19 protein-coding genes are annotated in these 19,695 nt (G+C 67.0%); 10 read left to right on the forward strand and 9 right to left on the reverse strand.

The genetic code is table 11. The annotated features are described in order from the left end of the window. The 5 genes from ACT6UX_RS23650 to ACT6UX_RS23670 are packed head-to-tail and all read left to right on the forward strand — an operon-like array spanning nucleotide 1 to nucleotide 4,715. A complete protein-coding gene (locus ACT6UX_RS23650) occupies nucleotides 1-792 on the forward strand; it encodes a purine-nucleoside phosphorylase (protein WP_444777610.1) in 792 nt (263 codons plus the stop codon). Next, nucleotides 789-2,117 (forward strand): thymidine phosphorylase, encoded by a 1,329-nt coding sequence (gene deoA, locus ACT6UX_RS23655; RefSeq protein WP_444777611.1) that lies wholly within the window; start codon nucleotides 789-791, stop codon nucleotides 2,115-2,117. The genes ACT6UX_RS23650 and deoA overlap by 4 nt, the downstream gene beginning before the upstream one ends. After that, complete coding sequence (locus tag ACT6UX_RS23660; protein ID WP_444777612.1) at nucleotides 2,114-2,905, forward strand: phytanoyl-CoA dioxygenase family protein; 792 nt, start codon at nucleotides 2,114-2,116, stop codon at nucleotides 2,903-2,905. The genes deoA and ACT6UX_RS23660 overlap by 4 nt, the downstream gene beginning before the upstream one ends. Then, on the forward strand, nucleotides 2,902-3,861 hold the full coding sequence (gene add / locus ACT6UX_RS23665; RefSeq protein WP_444777613.1) for an adenosine deaminase: 960 nt from the start codon (nucleotides 2,902-2,904) through the stop codon (nucleotides 3,859-3,861). Before ACT6UX_RS23660 ends, add begins: the two co-directional genes overlap by 4 nt. Further along, on the forward strand, nucleotides 3,858-4,715 hold the full coding sequence (locus tag ACT6UX_RS23670) for a 5'-nucleotidase, lipoprotein e(P4) family (RefSeq protein ID WP_444777614.1): 858 nt from the start codon (nucleotides 3,858-3,860) through the stop codon (nucleotides 4,713-4,715). The genes add and ACT6UX_RS23670 overlap by 4 nt, the downstream gene beginning before the upstream one ends. On the opposite strand, the gene ACT6UX_RS23675 is transcribed toward ACT6UX_RS23670, so the two are convergent. The 8 genes from ACT6UX_RS23675 to ACT6UX_RS23710 all read right to left on the reverse strand — a co-directional run bounded on the left by ACT6UX_RS23675 (nucleotide 4,706) and on the right by ACT6UX_RS23710 (nucleotide 13,243). Continuing rightward, nucleotides 4,706-6,013, reverse strand: coding sequence for an ABC transporter substrate-binding protein (locus ACT6UX_RS23675; RefSeq protein ID WP_444777615.1), 1,308 nt, complete (start codon nucleotides 6,011-6,013; stop codon nucleotides 4,706-4,708). The two genes, ACT6UX_RS23670 and ACT6UX_RS23675, sit on opposite strands and share 10 nt — an antisense overlap. Before the next feature lie 10 nt (nucleotides 6,014-6,023). Then, nucleotides 6,024-6,506: a Dps family protein gene (locus ACT6UX_RS23680; protein ID WP_444777616.1), complete on the reverse strand. Its 483-nt coding sequence runs from the start codon at nucleotides 6,504-6,506 to the stop codon at nucleotides 6,024-6,026. A 67-nt stretch (nucleotides 6,507-6,573) separates the two neighbouring features. Further along, a complete protein-coding gene (locus tag ACT6UX_RS23685; protein WP_444777617.1) occupies nucleotides 6,574-7,791 on the reverse strand; it encodes an adenylate/guanylate cyclase domain-containing protein in 1,218 nt (405 codons plus the stop codon). A 15-nt stretch (nucleotides 7,792-7,806) separates the two neighbouring features. Next, nucleotides 7,807-8,784, reverse strand: coding sequence for an ABC transporter ATP-binding protein (locus ACT6UX_RS23690; RefSeq protein WP_444777618.1), 978 nt, complete (start codon nucleotides 8,782-8,784; stop codon nucleotides 7,807-7,809). Further along, the gene (locus tag ACT6UX_RS23695) at nucleotides 8,777-9,754 is read right to left on the reverse strand and encodes an ABC transporter ATP-binding protein (RefSeq protein ID WP_444777619.1); all 978 of its coding nucleotides are present in this window, start codon (nucleotides 9,752-9,754) and stop codon (nucleotides 8,777-8,779) included. Before ACT6UX_RS23695 ends, ACT6UX_RS23690 begins: the two co-directional genes overlap by 8 nt. Nucleotides 9,755-9,764: 10 nt before the next feature. Next, the gene (locus ACT6UX_RS23700) at nucleotides 9,765-10,619 is read right to left on the reverse strand and encodes an ABC transporter permease (RefSeq protein WP_444777620.1); all 855 of its coding nucleotides are present in this window, start codon (nucleotides 10,617-10,619) and stop codon (nucleotides 9,765-9,767) included. Continuing rightward, nucleotides 10,616-11,551, reverse strand: coding sequence for an ABC transporter permease (locus ACT6UX_RS23705; RefSeq protein WP_444777621.1), 936 nt, complete (start codon nucleotides 11,549-11,551; stop codon nucleotides 10,616-10,618). Before ACT6UX_RS23705 ends, ACT6UX_RS23700 begins: the two co-directional genes overlap by 4 nt. Nucleotides 11,552-11,647: 96 nt before the next feature. Continuing rightward, a complete protein-coding gene (locus ACT6UX_RS23710; RefSeq protein WP_444777622.1) occupies nucleotides 11,648-13,243 on the reverse strand; it encodes an ABC transporter substrate-binding protein in 1,596 nt (531 codons plus the stop codon). Nucleotides 13,244-13,335: 92 nt separating this feature from the next. On the opposite strand from ACT6UX_RS23710, the gene ACT6UX_RS23715 reads away from it, so the two are divergent. After that, the gene (locus ACT6UX_RS23715) at nucleotides 13,336-13,800 is read left to right on the forward strand and encodes a CBS domain-containing protein (protein WP_444777623.1); all 465 of its coding nucleotides are present in this window, start codon (nucleotides 13,336-13,338) and stop codon (nucleotides 13,798-13,800) included. A gap of 4 nt (nucleotides 13,801-13,804) precedes the next feature. Here ACT6UX_RS23715 and ACT6UX_RS23720 read toward each other — a convergent pair whose 3' ends face one another. Next, the gene (locus ACT6UX_RS23720; RefSeq protein WP_444777624.1) at nucleotides 13,805-15,418 is read right to left on the reverse strand and encodes a gamma-glutamyltransferase family protein; all 1,614 of its coding nucleotides are present in this window, start codon (nucleotides 15,416-15,418) and stop codon (nucleotides 13,805-13,807) included. 96 nt (nucleotides 15,419-15,514) lie between these two features. Between ACT6UX_RS23720 and ACT6UX_RS23725 the strand changes: the two genes are divergently transcribed. The 4 genes from ACT6UX_RS23725 to ACT6UX_RS23740 all read left to right on the forward strand — a co-directional run bounded on the left by ACT6UX_RS23725 (nucleotide 15,515) and on the right by ACT6UX_RS23740 (nucleotide 19,685). Beyond that, a complete protein-coding gene (locus ACT6UX_RS23725) occupies nucleotides 15,515-16,480 on the forward strand; it encodes a Bug family tripartite tricarboxylate transporter substrate binding protein (RefSeq protein WP_444777625.1) in 966 nt (321 codons plus the stop codon). Nucleotide 16,481: 1 nt separating this feature from the next. Next, nucleotides 16,482-17,570: an LLM class flavin-dependent oxidoreductase gene (locus tag ACT6UX_RS23730; protein ID WP_444777626.1), complete on the forward strand. Its 1,089-nt coding sequence runs from the start codon at nucleotides 16,482-16,484 to the stop codon at nucleotides 17,568-17,570. Nucleotides 17,571-17,594: 24 nt separating this feature from the next. After that, on the forward strand, nucleotides 17,595-18,515 hold the full coding sequence (locus tag ACT6UX_RS23735; protein WP_444777627.1) for a LysR family transcriptional regulator: 921 nt from the start codon (nucleotides 17,595-17,597) through the stop codon (nucleotides 18,513-18,515). Between the two features lie 114 nt (nucleotides 18,516-18,629). Next, nucleotides 18,630-19,685, forward strand: coding sequence for a hypothetical protein (locus ACT6UX_RS23740; protein ID WP_444777628.1), 1,056 nt, complete (start codon nucleotides 18,630-18,632; stop codon nucleotides 19,683-19,685). The last annotated feature ends 10 nt before the right edge of the window (nucleotides 19,686-19,695 follow it).

Genomic DNA, 19,695 nt, shown 5'->3' on the forward strand with positions numbered 1-19,695 from the left:
GTGAGCGACGTTCTCGAGCGCGCGGCCCCGGGTTTTCGGCCGAAGGTCGCGGTGATCCTTGGCTCCGGCCTCGGCGGCTTCGTCGAGGAAGTGACGCCCTTGGCCACGATTCCCTATGCCGACCTGCCGGGCTTCCCAAGGCCGACGGTCGGTGGCCATGCCGGCCGGCTGGTGCTGGGGCATGTGGGGCCGACACCGGTCGCCGTGCTGCAGGGCCGCGCCCATTACTACGAGCGCGGCCGGGCCGACGAGATGAAGGGCGCCATCGATGCGATGGCCGGATCGGGCTGCGAGACCCTGCTGCAGACCAATGCGGCGGGCAGCCTGCGGCTCGATATGCCGCCGGGGTCGGTGATGGCGATCGGCGATCACATCAACTTCGGCGGCATCAATCCGCTGTTCGGCGTCGGGCCGGGCGACAGCCGCTTCGTCGACATGGTCGATGCCTACGATCCGGTATTGCGGACGAAGCTGATGGAAGCGGCGCGCGCGTCGAACGTCGCCTGCCACGAGGGCGTCTACATCTTCTTCAGCGGGCCGAGCTTCGAGACGCCGGCCGAGATTCGCGCGGCGCGCGTGCTGGGTGCCGATGCCGTCGGCATGTCGACGGCGCCTGAGACCATCCTGGCGCGCCATGCCGGCCTCAAGGTCGCGGCCCTGTCGCTGATGACGAACTACGCCGCCGGCCTCGTGCCGGGCGGGCTCGCGCATGAGCAGACGCTCTCGGTGGCGGCTGCGGCGGGGGACAAGGTGCGCCTCGTTCTGCGCACCTTCCTGGAGCGCTACGCATGAGCATGCTGCCGCAGGAGGTCATCCGCCGGAAGCGCGACGGGCATGAACTCACCGACGAGGAGATCGCCTTCGTCGTGCGGGGCATCCACGACGGTAGCCTGAGCGAGGGCCAGGTGGCGGCCTTCGCGATGACCGTGTTCTTTCGCGGCATGACCGTGCCGGAAAGGGTCGCCTTGACGCTCGGCCTGGCGCGCTCGGGCATCATGCTCGACTGGCGCGATCTCGCCCTGCCGGGGCCGGTACTCGACAAGCATTCGAGCGGTGGCGTCGGCGACAAGGTGAGCCTGATGCTGGCACCGATCGTGGCCGCCTGCGGCGCCTTCGTGCCGATGATCTCCGGGCGGGGCCTCGGGCATACCGGCGGCACGCTCGACAAGCTCTCCGCCATCTCGGGCTACGAGACCCAGCCCGACATCGACACGTTCCGCAAGGTCGTGCGCGAGGTCGGCTGCGCCGTGATCGGCCAGACCGACGATCTGGCGCCCGCCGACCGGCGTCTCTATGCGACTCGCGACGTCACCGGCAGCGTCGAATCGATCCCGCTGCTGGTGAGTTCGATCCTCAGCAAGAAGGTCGCCGAGGGGCTGGACGGGCTGGTGATGGACGTGAAGTGCGGCTCCGGCGCCTTCTGCGACACCGAGGAGATGGCGCGCGACCTGGCGCGCAGCCTGGTCGATGTCGCCAACCGGGCCGGGCTGCCGACCGTGGCGCTGATCACCGACATGGACCGGGTGCTGGGCCGCGAGGTCGGCAACGCGCTCGAAGTGGCGGAGACGGTGGCCTACCTCACCGGCAACGGTACGCGCGAACCGAGGCTGCACGAGGTCACGATGGCGCTGGCGGGTGAAATGTTGGTTCTGGGCAGGCTGGCCGAGGACATCGCCGGAGGAAGGGCCAAGGCTGAAGCGGCTCTGGCCGACGGCCGTGCCGCCGAGACCTTCGCCCGCATGGTTTCCGCACTGGGCGGGCCCGACGACTTCCTCGAACACAGCGCCCGCTATCTCAGCCACGCGCCCGTCGTGAAGCCCTGCACGGCCGAGCGATCCGGCCATATCGCGGGCATGAATGCCCGCGAGGTCGGCATTGCTGTCGTCGCTTTGGGCGGAGGCCGCCGCCATGCCGACGATGCGATCGATACCTCGGTCGGTCTCAGCGACTTCGTCGATGTCGGCCGGCCTATCCAGAACGGCGAGCCGCTCTGTCTCGTCCATGCCGCCAGCGAGGCCGACGCCGAGGAGGCAATTGCCCTGATACGCCGCGCTGTCCGCATCGAAGACGAGGCGCCGCCCGAGATACCCGCGATCCTCGAACGGGTCGCGCTGTGATCGACCTCGACGCCTATGCGCGCGACGGCTTTGCGGTCTTGCCGGATTTCGTCTCGAGCGAGGCGTGCGAGGCCCTCAAGGCGCGCGCGGCCGAACTCGTGCTGGAATTCGAGCCATCGGGCGTACCCACGGCGTTCTCGACCGTCGATCAGGCTCATGCAAGAGACCGCTACTTTCGCGACTCGGGTGGCGCCATCCGCTTCTTCGTCGAGGCGGAGGCGCCGGCCCAGCTGAACAAGATCGGGCACGCGCTGCACGATCTCGATCCGGTATTCGACCGCTTCTCGCGCCAGCCGCGGCTGGCCGCGCTCGCGCATGCGCTCGGTCTCGCAGAGCCATTGCTGCTGCAGTCGATGTACCTGTTCAAGCAGCCGCATGTCGGTGCCGAGGTCGCCTGGCACCAGGACGCGACATTCCTGCGCACCGATCCACCCAGCGTCACGGGGTTCTGGATCGCCCTCGACGACGCCGACCGCGGCAATGGCTGCCTGATCGCCTTGCCGGGCGCCCATCGCGGGCCCTTGCGGCAGTGGTTCGGCTACCAGGACGGGGACCTCGTCGACCGCACCCTCGATTCGACACCCTGGCCCTCCGTCGAGCCGGTCCCGCTGGAAGTCCGGCGCGGCACCCTGATCGTCCTGCATGGCCTCCTGCCGCATGCCAGCACGGCCAACCGTTCGTCGCGGCCGCGTCAGGCCTACAGCTTGCACGTGATCGACGGGCGGGCCGATTATCCCGCCGACAACTGGCTGCAACGCCCCGACCTGCCGCTCCGAGGATTCGCGTGATTCCCAAGGCCGAAATCCACTGCCATCTCGAAGGCTCGATCCCGCCGAAGCTCGCCCTCGAACTGGCCGAGCGCAACGGCCTGGTGCTGCCGCCGAACCTGCTCGACGCCAGGGGCCACTACGCCTGGACGAATTTCTGGAGCTTCCTCGACGCCTACGACCGCGTCTGCACGGCGCTCAAGACGCCCCGCGACTTCCACGACGTCATCTACACCTATCTCGCCGGTGCAGCGCGCGAAGGCGCGGTCTATGTCGAGATGTTTTGTTCGCCCGAACGGCCGGCCGCGCTCGGCATTTCCTATGCCCAGTGGCTCGGGGCGCTGGCTGAGGGCATCGACGACGCCCGCCGCGAATTCGGCATCGAAGGCCGCATCATCATCATCTGCATCCGCCATCTCGGGCCGGAGCGGGCCGAGGCGATGGTCCGCGCCATGCTGGTCGAGCCGCATCCCTATGTCGTGGGTTTCGGCATGGGCGGCGACGAGGCCAAGTTCGCGCCGGTCGATTTCGCGCCGGCCTATCGTCTCGCACACGAGAACGGTTATGGCTGCACCGTCCATGCAGGCGAGGTCGTGGGGCCGGAGAGCGTTTGGGCCGCGATCAGCGACCTGCCGGTGACACGCATCGGCCATGGCGTGCGCTCCGCCGACGATCCGGCCTTGATGGAGGAGCTGGCGCGGCGCGGCATCGTCCTGGAGGTCTGTCCGGGCAGTAACGTCGCGCTCGGTCTCTATCCCGACCGGGCCTCGCATCCGCTGCATCGGCTGATCGAGGCGGGCGTCCGGGTCACGCTGAATTCCGACGATCCGCCCTTCTTCCATACGACGCTTGGCACCGAGTACGACCTCGCGGGTCTCGACGAGGGGCATCTTCGCGGCATCGCCCGCACGACGATCGAGGCCTCCTTTGCCGACGAGGCGACCAAGCGGCACTTGCTGGAGAGGATATTGCCATGATCGCCCGCAAGACGCTGCTTCTCGGCCTCCTGTTCGCGCTTGTCTCGGGCGGTGCGGGGCGCGCCCAGGACGTGCCGCCTGCGCATGACTTTCTGCTCGCCAACCTCTGGATGCAGCGGGCCGTCGAATACAAGGCCAACGCCCTCACCGTGTATGCGCTGGCGCGCATCCGCCTCGACGACGCGCTGGCTGACAGGAGCTGGACGGCGGCGCCGGGCGAGCAGAAGGGCGATTTCCAGAGCCTGCCGCCGGCCGTGGTACTCGACGTCGACGAGACCGTGCTCGACAATTCGAAGTATCAGGTCTGGCTTATGCGCGCGGACCAGAGCTTCAGCACGAAGACCTGGAACCAGTTCTGCGCCGCCCGGATTTCCGCAGCGATTCCGGGCGCCGTCGAGTTCACCAAGTACGCCGAGTCGAAGGGGGTGAAGGCCTTCTACGTCACCAACCGGGGCGCCCAGACCGAGAAGGACACGCGCGAGAACATGGCGACGCTCGGCTTTCCCCTGGGCGGCGATGTCGACACGTTCCTGATGCAGGGCGAGAAGCCGGACTGGACTGGCGCCAAGAGCACGCGCCGCGCGGCCATCGCGAAAGACTATCGTATCCTGCTGAACATCGGCGACAATCTGGGCGACTTCGACGACCGTTATCGCAGCAGCGAGGCCGACCGGGTGAAGGCGTTCGAGGCCGGCATGCCTTATTGGGGCAAGCAATGGCTGATGCTCCCCAATCCGACCTACGGCTCGTTCGACACGGCTCCCTACGGCCACGACTTCAAGAAATCGCGCGACGAGCAGCGCAAGGCGAAGTGGGACGTGCTGGAGTCCTGGGCGGGGCCGGCTCAGCCGTAGATCTTCCCCAGCCTGCCATCGGCCCATTTCACGGCCTCCTCGGCGGGCATGCCCTGCACGGCCTTGGCGTACATGTCGGAGATCACGTACTTCGACAGCGCTTCCGCCGCCCGGGCGTCCGGCGGGCCGGCGCGGCCCGGCGCCTGGCCAAGCTTCGCCGCGACTTTGAACGGCGCCATCACGGGATCGTTGGTCCAGGCCGCGTGGCCTTCCCACGTCTCGGTGCAGGGCGTCGAGAAGCCCTTCTGCGAGACGAACCACTTCTCGAAGTTCTTCTCGGCATGGATCCAGGTCAGGAACTCCTTCGCGGCCTCCTGGTTCTGCGAATACTTCATCAGCATGTTCGACTGCAGCAGGTGCATGCCGAACTGCCCGCCCGGTCCCGCTGGCAGCGGCGCGTGCATCATGTCCCTGTTCATCGGCGTGCCGTCGGCCGTCCGGTAGCGCTCGGGCTGGCGCAGGCTCTCGATATAGATCGAGGCGCCGTTGAGCGTCGCCGAAATGGACTGGGACAGGAAGGCGCGGTTGTTGCCGGTGTCGTCCCAGCCGAAGCCGCGCTCGTCACAGCCATCCTTCCAGAAGGCCTGCAGGAATTTCACGGACTCGAGCGTCGCCGCCGAGTTGAGGATCACCTTGCCGGCGGGATCGATCTCCATGCCGCCCCACGACCATAGGAAGGGATAGGCAAAGGCCGGAGCGTCGCCCAGCGTATGGGCCAGGGTCTGGCCGATCGGGCGGCCTCGCGCTTTCAGTCTCTTCGCCACGTCGCGATAGGCAGGCCAGCTCGTGGGAAATGAAGTCGCCCCGGCTTCCTCGAACCATGATCGTCGATAGACGATCATGCTGCCGATCACCGCCCACGGCATGGCCATGAACCTGCCGCCATGGCTGCAGGTTGCGCGGGCATAGGGATAGAGGCCACCCTGGGCCTGCGCGACGGATTGCGCGATGTCGGTGAGATCGACCGCGCCGCCGGCATAGAGATAGGTCTGTTCGTTGAACGCCATGACCAGGTCGGGGCCGGCGCCAGACCTGATCGAGGTGGTCACGCGCGGCTGCAGGTCGTTGCCGTTGGCCGTCTCGAGGGCGATCCGGATGCCCAGCGCGCGCTCGGCTTCCGGCAGCATCTCTCCGCGCAGCAACGCATCGGATGCTGGGACGTAGTCGACCCACTTCAGCCAGTGGACAGTCCTCTGCTGCGCCAGCGCCGGCATGCGGCCGGTCGCCAGGATGGCGGCCATCGATGCGGCGCCGCCGCCGGCGAGCCTCAACAGGCGACGACGTCTGGTCCTGGCCATGTGGGGGCGACTATTCCAGCAGCGAACGCAGCATCCAGGCCGACTGTTCATGGACCGTCAGGCGCTGGGTGAGCAGATCGGCCGTGGGCTCGTCGCCCGCCTTGTCGGCCACCGGGAAGATGCCGCGCGCGGTGCGTGCCACCGCCTCGTGGCCGGTGACCAGGATGCTCACCATCTCCAGCGCCTTTGGCGGCTTGGCCGGCGCATCGGCCAGCGAGCTCAGCTTGCCGAATTGGCCGTAGGAGCCGGGCGCGGGATAGCCCAGCGAGCGGATGCGCTCGGCGATCGGATCGACGGCGTTCCAGAGCTCGGTGTACTGGGTCATGAACATCGTGTGGAGCGACGTGAACATCGGCCCGGTGACGTTCCAGTGGAAATTGTGGGTCGTGAGATAGAGCGTGTAGGTATCGGCCAGAAGATGGCTCAAACCCTCGGCGATCTTCTTGCGGTCCGTTTCCTTGATGCCGATCGAGATGGCAGGTGTCTTGGCCATGGGCTGCTCCTCCTGGGTCAGGCCGCGAACCTAGCAGCGTCCACGGCGTCGGCAAGCATACCGAAGGTCAGAGCAACTCCGGATCGATGGTGAACAGATCCTGCGCCTTGCCCACGCCACGCAGGGCGAAGCGGCCGACGGAGACCAGGCGGGCGCGTTCCTCCGCGGGCAGGGTCTCCGCGAACGTCGAGGAGACGAGAAGGGGGCGGTCGACCGAGCGGCACATCGAGGCGATCCGGCTGGCCTCGTTGACCGCCGGTCCTACCACGGTGAAGTCGAGGCGATCGAAGCTGCCGATATTGCCGTAGAAGACTTCGCCGATATGCAGGCCGATATAGGCTGTGGTGACCGGCTGCTCCGCGGCGAGACGGCGCTCGTTCAGCTCCTTCATGCGGGCCCGCAGATTCTCCTCGGCGCGCAGCGCACACCGGCAGGCCTCGGCGGGATCGTCGGCGCGGAAGACCGCAAGCGTGCCGTCGCCGATCAATTTCAAGACGTCGCCACCGGCTTCGTGGATCGAGGTGATCACCGCCTCGGCATAGTCGTTCAGCAGCGGGATGATCTCGCTGGGCTTTGCCGTGTCGGTGATCGCGGTGAAACTGCGCAGGTCGGAGAACCAGAGCGCTGCCTCGACACGGTCGGCGACGCCGCGCTGGATGCTGCCCTCCAGGACGCGCCGGCCGGCATCGCGCCCGAGATAGACCTGCACCAGCGTGTCGGCGATGCGCGCCAGGGCCGCGCTCTTGATCGCGAGCGCCAGCGCCGGCACCAGGCGGCGCAACGCGACGATATTGGCATCGCTGAAGCCCTCGGAATGACGGGTCGACCAAGCCGAATAGACGCCATCCATGTCGCCGATCTTGGTGTCGCCGGCAAAGCGGTGGATGAAGGCGATGTAGTCGGTGTGGCCGGCGTCCTTCATCTCCTGGATGACGCTGAAGTCCACCGCGTCGCCGAAGCCGATGCGGCGGTGCAGCTCTTCCTCACCGGTCTGCAGCAGATGGAAGAACGGGCTGCGCTGCCAGGATTCGGCGGCGGGGCCACCCTGGTCGGTGCGCGCGTAGTCCGTAGCCGCAGGTTCTTCGACCGAATCGTCGTTCCAGCGATAGATGCGCCCCTCGTGGACCGGGTGAAGCGTGTCGATGAAGGACAGCGCCCGCGACACCATGAGGCCGGCCTCGCGGCACTTCTCGCAGAATTCGCGCAGCAGCTGGCCCTCGTCGAGACCGTCGAGGCCGCGACGAACGATCCAGTCGAGAAGAATGTCGGTGTCGAGGAGAGTCATGGGGCTATGGCCCCATCAACCCACGCGGTCGCGGAAATGACAAGCTGCGCGATGGCCGGGTGAGACCTCGCCGAAGGCGGGATACTCGGTCGTGCAGATGTCGGCCTTCAGCGGGCAGCGCGGATTGAAATGGCAGCCCGGGGGCGGGTTGAGCGCGCTGGCGATCTCGCCGCGCGCCTTGGCGTCGGCGCTGATCGCAGCGCGGTGGAACGGGTCGGGGATCGCCGCGATCAGCGCGCGCGTATAGGGATGGCGCGGATTCTCGAAGATCTCCTGCCAGCCGCCCTGTTCGACGATGCGGCCGAGATACATCACCGCGACGCGGTCGCTCACATGCTCGACCACGCCGAGATCGTGGCTGATCATGATGTAGGCCAGCCCCATCTCATCCTTGAGATCGAGCAGGAGATTGATGATCTGGGCGCGGATCGACACGTCGAGCGCCGACACGGGCTCGTCGCACAGCACCAGCTTCGGCTTCAGGATCAGGGCGCGCGCGATGCCGATGCGCTGACGCTGGCCGCCCGAGAACTCGTGCGGATAGCGATCGGCCTGTTCGGCGCGCAGGCCGACCTTGGCCATCATGTCGCTGACCCGCGCCTCGACCTCGGCCTTGTCGGTGACGCCGTGCAGGCGCAGCGGATCGGCCAGGGTGCGGCGCACGGTCTGGCGCGGATTGAGCGAGGCGTAGGGGTCCTGGAAGACCATCTGCACCGTACGCGCCATCTTCATGCGGTCGGGTGGCGTGGCGCCGGAAATCTGCTGGCCATCGACATTCATCGTGCCGCGTGTCGGCGGCAGCAGGCCCATGATGGCGAGCGCCAGCGTGGACTTGCCGCAACCCGATTCGCCCACCAGGCCCAGGCACTCGCCGGGCTTCACGTCGAGCGTGACGCCGTCGACGGCCTTCAGGGTCTTGATGCCGCCGGCCAGCGCGTTGCCGACCTTGAAATGGACGGCCAAGTCGTCGAGCGAAAGCAGGGGCTCAGCCATGGTGATGGCACCTCACGAGGCCGTCGGCCGGCAGCGGTGTGGCCTCGGGCACGATGGTGCGGCAGACATCGGTGACGGCGGGACAGCGCGGATTGAACCGGCAGCCGGCTGGATAGTTGGCAATCGATGGCACGACGCCCGAGATCTCGCGCAGCTTCTGGCGGCCGCGGCGCGCCCGTTCGCCGAGCCGAGGGAGCGAATCGATCAGCCCCTGCGTATAGGGATGGGTCGGCGTGGCGAAGATCGCGTCGGCCACCTGGCTTTCGACGATGCGGCCGGCATACATCACCGCGACGCGCTTGCACATGTTGGCGACCAGGCCGAGATCGTGGCTGATCATCAGGACGGCCGTGCCCTTGGCGGCGCAGAGTTCGGCCATCAGGTCGATGATCTCGGCCTGCACCGTGACGTCGAGCGCCGTGGTCGGCTCGTCGGCGACCAGCAGGTCCGGGCCGCAGGCCAGCGCGATGGCGATCATCACCCTCTGGCGCATGCCGCCCGAGAGCTGGTGCGGATAGTCCTTGATGCGCCGCTCGGGCGAGGGCACGCGGACCTGGCGCAGCGCGTCCTCGGCGCGGTCCATCGCCTCGTTCCAGTTGGCGCCCTGGTGCAGCACGAACATCTCGGCGATCTGCTTGCCGACCGGCGACAGCGGATTGAGCGCCGTCATCGGTTCCTGGAAGATCATGGCGATGCGCTTGCCGCGCAGGCGGCGCATCTCGGCGGCGGAGACGTTCTGGATTTCCTTGCCGTCGAGCACGATCTTGCCGCCCGCCAGCGACAGCGGTCGGCGCAGCAGGCCCATCACCGACAGCGCGGTGATGCTCTTGCCGCAGCCCGATTCGCCCACCAGACCGAAGGCCTCGCCGCGGCCGATCTCGAACGAGACGTTCTCGACGGCATCGTAGGTGACACCGTCGCCAGCCAGCGCGATGCGCAGGTTCTCGACCTTGAGCAGAGGTGTCGTCATGCGCCGGTCCTCATCCGCGCCGCGTCGTCGACTGTGGATCGAGATAGTCGCGCAGGCCGTCGCCCAGCAGGTTGAGCCCGAGCACCGTGAAGAAGATGGCGAGGCCGGGGAAGACCGAGAGCCACGGCGCCGTCGTGATCTGGTCGCGCGCCTCCGACAGCATGCTGCCCCAGCTCGGGAAGGGCGGGCGGATGCCGAGGCCGAGGAACGACAACGCCGCTTCGGAGAGGATGGCGCCGCCCATGCCCAGGGTCGCAATCACGATCAGCGGCCCCAGGATGTTGGGCAGGATCTGGGTGAACATGATGCGCAGGTCGCCATAGCCCAGGATGCGCGCCGCCTGGATATAGCCCTGGCTTTTCAGCGACAGGACCTGGGCGCGCGCGATGCGACAGGAATAGGACCAGCTGGTGAGGCCCAGTGCGATGACCAGGCTGACGAGGCCGGGGCCGAGGATCGCCATGATGGCCAGCGCGAAGACCAGCGAGGGGATCGCCAGCATCAGGTTGGTGAGACCGCTCACCAGATCGTCCCACCAGCCGCCCCAGTAGCCGGCAGTGAGGCCGAGCGTGACGCCGATCAGGCTGTTGCAGATCTGGCTGATGATGCCGACGCTCAACGACACGCGCGCGCCCCAGACGATGCGCGAGTAGATGTCGCGGCCCTGGGCATCGGTGCCGAAGGGAAACTCCCAGCAGGGCGGGATTTCGGCGTTCATCAGGTTGGCGTCGAGCACCGGATCGGTCAGCGCGATCCACGGCGCCAGGAGCGCCGAGGAGATGGCAATGGCGACCAGTCCTCCGCCCACCCAGAGGGAGGCGCCGCCCTTCAGGCGCAGTCGGGGAAGCTTGAGGGCAAGGCTCATCGGTACCGGATCCGGGGGTCGATCACGACATAGGCGATGTCGACCAGTGTGTTGATGACGAGGAAGAACAGCACGATCATCAGGATGCAGCCCTGGACCGTCGGCATGTCGCGCTGGAACACCGAGTCGACCATCAGCGAGCCGATACCCGGCCAGGCGAACAGTTTCTCGACGACCACCGCCTGGCCCATCAACGAGCCGAACTGGAGGCCGACGATGGTGATGACGAGGACCAGCGCGTTGCGCAGCACATGCCATTCGACGACGCGGCGCTCGCTCATGCCCTTGCTGCGCGCCGTGCGGACGAAATCGGCGTTGAGCACGTCGAGCACCGCAGCGCGCGTGGTGCGGGCGAGCAGGGCCATCGGCCCGACGCCCAGCGCGATCGCGGGCAGGATGAGGTTGCGCAGGCCGCCATCGCCGTAGCCGAAGCTCGGCAGCCACTGGAGCTTCAACGCGAACAGGTACATCAGCATCAGGCCGAACCAGAACTGGCTGAGCGAGAGGCCCGAGATGGCGCCGACCATGGCGGCGGTATCGACCAGGCTTCCGGGCTTGAGGGCGGCCAGGAAACCCAGGGTGACGCCGACCAGGATGGCGAAGGTCATGGCCGCGAGCACCAGCTTCAGCGACGGCCAGATGCGCCCGGCCAGCATCTTGGTGACCGGCTCGCGGGTGCGGAACGAAGTGCCGAGGTCGCCGACGGCGGTCGCCGCGACATACTTGGCGAAGCGCTCGATCAACGGATCGTCGAGGCCCATCTCCTTGCGCATTCGTTCCATGACCGCGGGGTCGATGGTCGAGCGCCCGTCCTCGTTCATGCCCGAGATGAAGCTGCCCGGGAGGACGGAGAAGAGCAGGAAAACGAGCGCCACGACGGCGAGCATCGTCGGGATGATGTTGGCGAGGCGGCGGCCAAGGACGAGGAGCATGCGGGGTTCTGAAAGGTCTCTCGCTACGCTCGCGATGACAACGGAGCTGTCATCCCGAACCGTAGCGAGGGACGCTTCGACTTTCTTCGTTCGCCGTTACTTCGCCGGCGAGCTTGCGTCGACCCAGATGTCTTCCGGGTACTGATGCGTGATCTCGGTCGGGTTGGCCTGCAGGCCGTGGACCCACGGCTGGAAGGCAAGCACCGCCTTGTTGTAGTTGAAGAACCAGACCGGCGCCTCGTCGTAGAGCAGGTTGTTGGCCTTCTTCAGGATCTCGTCGCGCTTGGCCATGTCGCCTTCCTGGGCGGCATTGTCGAGCAGCTTGTCGAAATCGGCATTGTTGAAACCGGTGTAGTTGCAGGCCGTACGCGGCGTCTTGGAGTAGTAGCAGCGCAGCGTGGCGAGCGAATCAGGGCCGGTCAGGCTCGAGGCGATCAGCGACTGGTGGTCGCCCTTCATCAGGATCTCGGTGAGCACCGTGACCTCGACCAGCTTCGGCTTCGCCTTGATGCCGACCTTTGCCAACATCGGGATCACCGCCTCGACGATCGGCAGGCCCCAGCTCTCGTTCTGGCTGGTCGTCCATTCGAACTCGAAGCCGTTGGGATAGCCGGCCTCGGCCAGCAGCTTCTTGGCCTTCTCCGGATCGTAGGGGTAGGGCTTCATGGTCTTGTCGAAAGCTGCCGACGAGGGCGGCAACCAGCTGGTGGCGCGATAGGCCTTGTCCTTGACCAGGCGCGAAATGATCAGGTTCGAATCGATCGCATAGTTGATCGCCTGGCGCACCCGCTTGTCCTGGAACGGCTTGATCGAGTTCAGGTTCATGTGCATCGAGCGCGTGAACATCTCGGCCACTTCGAGGATGCCCTTGGAGAGCTGCGGATCGGCGCGATAGGCGACGTACTGCGCCGGTCCCAGGATCGAGGTGTCGATCTCCTTGTTGCGGAAGGCGACGTCGCGGGCGGCGGCCTCGGCCATGATCAGCACGTCGAGCTTGTCGAGGTAGGGCTTGCCCGTCTTGTAGAACTTGTCGAAGCGCTCCATCGAGACGCGCGAGCCCGGGATGTGCTCCTTGAACTTGAAGGGGCCGAGACCGACCGGATTGGAGGCATAGTTGCCCTTTTCGACCTCTTCCTTGGGCAGGATCGCGGTCGAGCCGCCGAAGAAGTAGTAGCCGGGGTCGACGCGGTCGGTGATCGTCATCTCCAGCGTGGAGTCGTCGATCTTCTTGAGGCCGGAAATCTCCTTGGCCGTGCCCTTCTCGACATCGACCGCGCCCTTGATGAGGCGGACATAGCGGGCGCCGGGATAGCCCTTGCTGCCGTCCATGATGCGGGTGAACGAGAAGATCACGTCGTCGGCCGTCATCTTGCGGCCGTTATGGAAGAAGGCGTCGTCGCGCAGCTTGTAGGTGTAGGTGAGGCCGTCGGCCGAAACCGACACCGACTTGGCCAACTCGAGTTCGAGCTTGTTGGCGGCGGTGTTCCAGTTGTAGAGCGAGCGCTGCAGCGCCTTGCCGACGATGTCGTCCTGGGCCCGCGGCGTCACGTGCGGGTCGAGGCTGCCGAAGCTCGCGGCGTAAGGTGCGGTCATCCGAAGGGTACCGCCCTTGCGCGGCGTCTGCTGCGCGTTCGCCGTGCCGGCGCCGATGACGGCGATTGCAGCGACCGCGAGCCATGCCAGTTTACGCATCAACCCATCCCCCTTGTGAACATTCTCGTTGGACCGCATTCCATCTTGCCTTGCCTCTCCGTGCAAGAGGAATGCCTAAGCTGGTCGCAACCATGTCGAGAGAGTCGCATTATCCGCGCATGCAGGTTTCCGACATCATGACCCGCGCAGTCGAGACGATCGCGCCCGATGCCTCCCTCCAGGCGGCCGCCGAGGCCATGGAAGCGATCGGCGTGGGTTCGCTGCCGGTGTGCGATGGAAAGCGGCTGGTCGGGACCATCACCGATCGCGACATCGTCGTGCGGGCGGTGGCGGCCGGCTGGTCGCCGGTCGACGCGCTGGTGAAGGACTGCATGACCGAGGACGTCGCCTATGCCTTCTGCGACGAGGAGACGGAGGAAGTCCTCGAACGGATGAAAGTGCTGCAGATCCGGCGTCTCGTCATCCTTGACCGCGACAAGAATCTGGCCGGCATCGTGGCGCTGGGCGACATTGCCACCGAACCCGATGCCGCGGCGGAGGCCCGCGTCGGTGCCGCCATGGCCGAGATTTCCGAACCGTCGCGACCGCGAAAGTAGCGGCTCAAGCCGGGACGCAATAGCCGTCGCGGCGGGGATCGCAGCCGCCGGTGAAGATGCCGGTCTCGGGATCGACCGCAACGCCCTGCATGCCGCCCACGCTCCAGGTCCACTCCGGACCGGTGGTGACGTCGTGTCCGAGCTTGCGCAAGTCGGCATGAATCTCGGGCGAAAGGCGCGATTCCAGCAGCACCGCGGCGCCGTCGGTGAGACGGCCGCGCGGCGCCTCGATCGCCTGCTGCAGCGGCAGGCCGAAGTCGACATGCTGGACCATGGCCTGCGGCTGGGTCTGCAGGATGCCGTAGCTGCCGGGCGTGCCCAGCGCGAGGACGGGGACGCCGTCCTTGGTCGAGATGGAGGGCGCCATGCACATCGGCAGCTGGTCGCCCGGCTTCACGCGGTTGGGGCTCTGCGGATTCACGTCGGCCCAGTAGAGGAAGTTGTTGAGGCAGAGGCCGGTGCCGGGCACCACGACGCCCGAGCCGAAGACACTGCCCAGGCTCTGCGTCAGGCAGATCAGGTTGCCTTCGCTGTCGGCGATCGAGAAGGAGGTCGTATGGCTCTCGTCGGTGGGCGAGACCGGCTGGTGCGGCGGAGTCCATTGTTCGGTCGGGCCGATTACCGGTTTGCCGTCGCGCACGCGGGCGCGCAGCGTCTCGACATGGGCGTCCGACAGGATCTCGGCGAGCTTCTGCGGCGCCGGCACGCCCGCCGCGATGCGGACGCCGGCGGCGATGCGGACGGCGCGCAGCACCGTGTCGAGGTGCTCGGTCGAATTGCGCTTCATTGCGGCGAGGTCGAAGCCTTCCAGAATGCGCAGGGTCAGCAGGAACTGGAAGCCCTCGCAGGGCGGCGGCGGCACGTGGACGGTGCGGCCGCGATAAGTAACGGAGACCGGGTCGCGCCAGGTCGCCTTGGCGGCCAGCAGATCGTCCATGACCATGCACCCTCCCAGCTCGGTCAGCCGATCGAGGATCTTCTGGCCGAGCGCGCCGCCATAGAGCAGGCCCGGCCCTTCGCTGGCCAGCGCCTCGAGCGTGCGCGCGAGGTCGGGCTGCTTCAGCACGAACCCTGGCTTCACGGTGCCGGCGCCGCCGGTATAGACCCGCGACCATTCCGGATGCAGCGCCTTGTGGCCCGCAAGGTCGCCGGCGACGGCTTGCATTTCCTCGAGGTTGAATTCGATCAGCCGGAAGCCGTCGCGCGCGATGGCGATCGCCGGCGCGAAGAGTTCCGGCAGCTTCTTCCTGCCGTGTGCCCGGTTCAGTTCGCACCAGCCGGCGAGATTGCCCGGCGCCCCAACGGCCACGGCGCCGCGCTGCAGTTGCGCCCGGTTGCTGAGCTTGTCGATCGGGAAGTTCTTGGAGATCGGCCCGACGAAGTCGAGCGTGCGGACGCGCTTCTCAGCAGCGATGTAGCAGGTCGCGACGCCGCGGCCCGCGAGACCGGACATATAGGGTTCGACGACGTTCAGTGCCGCTGCAGTCGCAACCGCCGCATCGAAGGCGTTGCCACCGTTCGACAGGATGCGCGCGCCGGCTGCCGCCGCGAGTGGATGGGCCGCCGCCACCATGCCGTGCCGCGATGCGATTGTCGGACGCCTGCCGTGTTGCAGCATGAGATCTCCCTTTGAGGCGGGCGGATCGTGCCGCCTCTTTCGCGCCTCGACCAGCGACAATTGCGCATCGGTGCTGCCGCCAGCATAAAGGTCGGCATGACAATCGGTCGGCGCAAAGCCCTGACGATCCTCGCCGCAGCGTCCGCCGCCGCCTCTCCGGCACGCGCTCAATCATGGCCGGCGAAGCCGCTCACCATCGTGGTGCCCTATGCGGCGGGAAGCGCCACCGACACGTTGGCGCGTCTCATGGCGGAGCAACTCGCACCGCGACTCGGTCAGCCGGTGATCGTCGACAACAAGGGCGGCGGCAACGGTTCGATCGCCGCCAATTACGTGGCCAAGGCGGCCCCCGACGGCTACACGCTGATGATCGCGACGGCCGCCACGCATGCCGGCAATCCCAACCTGATGAAGTCGCTTTCCTACGATTCGCTGGTCGATTTTGCGCCGGCGGGCTTCTATGGCTTCATTCAGTTCGTCCTGCTGGTACGCGCCGATGTCGGCATGGACACGCTCGCCGACTTCATCAAACGCGCCAAAGCCAAGCCGCCACTGACCTCCGGCGCTGGCACACCCTCGGCCCGTGTGATCACGGCGACGCTCGCGGAGCGCCTCGGCACCGAAATCACCTACATCCCCTACAAGTCGGCGCCGCAAGCGCTGGCCGACCTCCTGTCGGGTCAGATCGACATGACTTTCGCGGACGTGGCCATCGCCGTGCCGCAGGTGAAGGCGGGCAAGGTGAAGGCGCTGGTGATGGCCTCGGACTCGCGCTCGCCGCTGCTGCCCGAGGTCCCGACCTTCCAGCAAGCCGGGCTCGGCCAGTTCGCGCTCGACGCCTGGTTCGTGATCATGGCGCCGGCGAAGACGCCGCCCGAGATCGTGGCGCGGATCGATGCCGCGGTGCAGGAGATCGTGACTGATCCCGAGGTGATCAAGCGCCTGCGCGGTATCTCGTTCGAGCCACAGCGCAAGGCGCCGGAAGACGTCCGGCCCTTCATCAAGTCGGAGATCGAGAAATGGGGCCGGCTCTCCAGGGCCGCCGGTATCGAGAAGGAATGAAATGATGGAGAAGAAGCGCCTCGAATTCGGCTGGTTCCTGCCCACCGCCGGGGACACCACCGCCTATGGACTGCCGAGCGCGCAGGTGCCGCCGTCGCTCGACCTGTTCGACAGGATCGTCGGCGCGGCCGAGGCGGCGGGTTTCGAATACATGCTGGTGCCGGTCCAGACCGCCTGCTGGGAGGCGTGGATCTCCAGCGCCATGATGGTGGCGCGGTCCAAGTCGATGCGCATGCTGGTGGCGGCGCGGCCGAGCTACATCAACCCCGTGCTGCTGGCCAAGATGATCACGGCCTTCGACCAGCTCTCGGGCGGGCGCATCTGCATCAACCTGATCGCCGGCCAGAGCGAGGCGGAGAACGCTTCCGAAGGCATCAAGTGGGGCAAGGAAGAGCGCTACGAGATCATGGACGAGGAAGTCTCGATCCTGAAGGCGCTGTGGACCACGAAGGGGCCGGTGAACTTCGACGGCAAGTTCTATCAGCTCAAGGGCGCGCAGATCCGGCCCGCGCCGTTCCAGCAGCCCCATCCGCGCTTCTATCTCGGCGGCGGCTCGAAGCAGGCCTGGGAGATTTCGGCCAAGCATTCCGACGTGCATCTCTTCTGGGGCGACACCTACGAGCGCATCCGCGCCAACATGGCCGAGATCAAGTCGATGGCGGCGCGCCATGGCCGCGAGAAGGAGATCGGCTTCGGCATGCGGCTGCAGGTCGTCTGCCGCCAGACCGAGAAGGAAGCCTGGGACTTCGCCCATGGGCTGGTCGAACATGCGAGCGAGGCGCAGAAGGCCTTCGTGAAGGAACGCTTCGCCACCTCGGAAGCCAACCGCCGCGTGCGCGAGCTGGCGGCGATCGGCGAGACCATCGAGCCGCATCTGTGGACCGGCATCACGCAGGTCCGCCCCGGCGCTGGCATCGCCATCGTCGGCGATCCGGAACAGTGCGCCGACACCTTGCAGAAGTTCATCGACCTCGGGTGCCACTCCTTCTGCCTGTCGGGCTACCTGCATGACGAGGAAGCCGAGCGCTTCGGCAAGTGGATCATGCCGATCCTGCGGGAACGCAACCCCGGGCGCATGCTGGCGGCGTAACCTCCGCCTGCTTAGGGTGAGGCCATGGCCCAGCCGACCCTGCCGGATTTCAGCGCCCGCCAGCTCGAAGCCGTCCTGGCCGTCGGCGAATATGGCAGCTTCATCGCCGCGGCCTCGCGACTGCGCATTTCCCAGCCGGCTCTGACGCGCACCATCAAGCGCGTCGAGGCAGCGCTGGGCGTTCGTCTGTTCGAACGCAGTACGCGCCACGTCCAGATCACGCCGGCCGGCCGCGAATTTGCGGCTGTGGCCGAGCGTATGCTGAACGACCTACGCATCACGGTGCGCTCGATCCGCGAGGTGGCCGAGGAGCAGCGCGGCCGGCTCGCCATCGCCAGCATCATGTCAGTCGCCAGCGGAACGTTGCCGCTCTTGCTCGCAGCCTATCGCGCCGATCGGCCGGGCATCGAGATCCATGTCCAGGAAGGCGTGCATGGTAGCGTGCTCGAAGCGGTGCGCAGCGGTGCCGCCGATCTCGGCCTCACCTATGTCGACGAACTGCCCGATGCGATTTCGGGGGAGGCGCTGCAGCGCGAGACGTTCTGCCTCGTCGTGCCGCGCCGCCATCGCTTGGCTGCACGCCGCACCGTCGCGCTCGCCGAGCTGCGTGACGAGCCGCTGGTGGCGCTGCCCAGCGACGCGCGCACCCGCCGCACGATCGACGCCGCGGCCGCGGTCGCCGGCCTGACCTTGCGCCAGATCGTCATCGTCAACCAGTTCGCCACCTTGATGGGCTGCGTCCGCGCCGGCGTCGGCCTCGCCATCGTGCCGACGGGCGCCACCGGCCTGTTCCTCGGCCGCGACCTGCGCGCCATTCCGCTCGGAGAGCCGAGACTTTCGCGCCGTCTCGGCATCGTTCTCCTGCGGGAACGCGAACCGTCGCCTTCGGCGGCCGGCTTTCTCGCCCTGGCGCGGCGAACCTGGCCGAAACCCGTCAGATCTTGATGCAGGAAGTGGAATAATCATGGCTATCAGGTTGCGGTTGGCATAGGCACCGGGATGTCTATCCTGTCGGGAACCCGGCCGGCGTCATGTGCCCGGTACGGGGGAGGAAACAGCGTGCAGTTTGCATCCCGATCCTACTCGGCCGACAGCATTTCGGCCGTCCAGGAACTCTATCATTCCAACGGCTGGACCGACGGTCTGCCCATCGTGCCGCCGACGCGCGAGGCGGTTCAGGAATGCCTCGAATGGGTGATGATGCCGCCCGACCAGCTGATCGGCATCGAGCCGGTGCGCGGCCTCGCCATCACCGCCGAGAAGCTCGCGATCAATGCCGTCATGGCGGGCTGCCTGCCGATGCACTTCCCCGCCGTCGTGACGGCCTGGACCGCCATGATGCAGGAGGAATTCCTGATGCATGGCGCGACGGCGAGCACCGGCGGCTGCGCGGTGCTGGTGATCCTGAACGGGCCGATTCGCCTCGAGATCGGCGCCAGCGGCTCGTTCAATGCGCTCGCCAACTCCGATCGGGCGACGGCGGTCATCGGCCGCGCCATCCGGCTCTGCCTGATCAACCTGCTGGATGACCGGCCGGGCGTGATCGACCGCTCGACCCTCGGTCATCCCGGCAAGTTCAGCTACTGCGTCGCCGAGGACGAGGAGGACACGAGCTGGCTACCGCTGGCCGAGCATCGTGGCGTGCCCAAGGGTGCCTCGTCGGTCACGGTGATGGCCGCCGGCGCACCGCGCCAGCTCATGAACGAATGGACGACCAAGCCGGAGGAGATCCTCGAGACCTTCGCGGCCGAGATGCGCGCCAACATGCGCCACTACTCGATCCATCCCGGCAACTACGCGATCGTCGTCCCGAAGCAGTTGCGCGAGCATCTGCAGGCGGGCGGTTGGACGAAGGCCGACATCGCCACCTTCATCCATGAACGCGCCCGCATCCACCGCCGCGAATGGGCCGATGTCGGCAAGGGCGCCGTCGTGCGCGACCGCGGCGACAGCGTCTATACGGCGATGGATTCGCCCGACCAGCTTCTCGTCGTCGCCGCCGGCGGGCCGGCCGGCGGTTTCGGCGCCGTCATCCCGCCGTGGCTGGGCAACAAGAGCTATGCCGTGACCTTGCCGATCGGCGTCTGCGTCGATTGCGAACCTCCCAAGAAGTAAGAGGAAACAC

The organism is Reyranella sp., assembly GCF_052439685.1.
Classification (GTDB): domain Bacteria; phylum Pseudomonadota; class Alphaproteobacteria; order Reyranellales; family Reyranellaceae; genus Reyranella.

Bases quoted from the DNA above. Each gene is read 5' to 3' on its own strand.
- ACT6UX_RS23730 (WP_444777626.1), top strand. From the start codon at position 16,482: ATGATGGAGAAGAAGCGCCTCGAATTCGGCTGGTTCCTGCCCACCGCC.
- ACT6UX_RS23680 (WP_444777616.1), bottom strand. From the start codon at position 6,506: ATGGCCAAGACACCTGCCATCTCGATCGGCATCAAGGAAACGGACCGC.
- ACT6UX_RS23725 (WP_444777625.1), top strand. From the start codon at position 15,515: ATGACAATCGGTCGGCGCAAAGCCCTGACGATCCTCGCCGCAGCGTCC.
- ACT6UX_RS23690 (WP_444777618.1), bottom strand. From the start codon at position 8,784: ATGGCTGAGCCCCTGCTTTCGCTCGACGACTTGGCCGTCCATTTCAAG.
- ACT6UX_RS23685 (WP_444777617.1), bottom strand. From the start codon at position 7,791: ATGACTCTCCTCGACACCGACATTCTTCTCGACTGGATCGTTCGTCGC.
- ACT6UX_RS23715 (WP_444777623.1), top strand. From the start codon at position 13,336: ATGTCGAGAGAGTCGCATTATCCGCGCATGCAGGTTTCCGACATCATG.
- ACT6UX_RS23670 (WP_444777614.1), top strand. From the start codon at position 3,858: ATGATCGCCCGCAAGACGCTGCTTCTCGGCCTCCTGTTCGCGCTTGTC.
- ACT6UX_RS23735 (WP_444777627.1), top strand. From the start codon at position 17,595: ATGGCCCAGCCGACCCTGCCGGATTTCAGCGCCCGCCAGCTCGAAGCC.
- ACT6UX_RS23700 (WP_444777620.1), bottom strand. From the start codon at position 10,619: ATGAGCCTTGCCCTCAAGCTTCCCCGACTGCGCCTGAAGGGCGGCGCC.
- deoA (WP_444777611.1), top strand. From the start codon at position 789: ATGAGCATGCTGCCGCAGGAGGTCATCCGCCGGAAGCGCGACGGGCAT.
- ACT6UX_RS23710 (WP_444777622.1), bottom strand. From the start codon at position 13,243: ATGCGTAAACTGGCATGGCTCGCGGTCGCTGCAATCGCCGTCATCGGC.
- ACT6UX_RS23675 (WP_444777615.1), bottom strand. From the start codon at position 6,013: ATGGCCAGGACCAGACGTCGTCGCCTGTTGAGGCTCGCCGGCGGCGGC.
- ACT6UX_RS23720 (WP_444777624.1), bottom strand. From the start codon at position 15,418: ATGCTGCAACACGGCAGGCGTCCGACAATCGCATCGCGGCACGGCATG.
- ACT6UX_RS23705 (WP_444777621.1), bottom strand. From the start codon at position 11,551: ATGCTCCTCGTCCTTGGCCGCCGCCTCGCCAACATCATCCCGACGATG.
- ACT6UX_RS23695 (WP_444777619.1), bottom strand. From the start codon at position 9,754: ATGACGACACCTCTGCTCAAGGTCGAGAACCTGCGCATCGCGCTGGCT.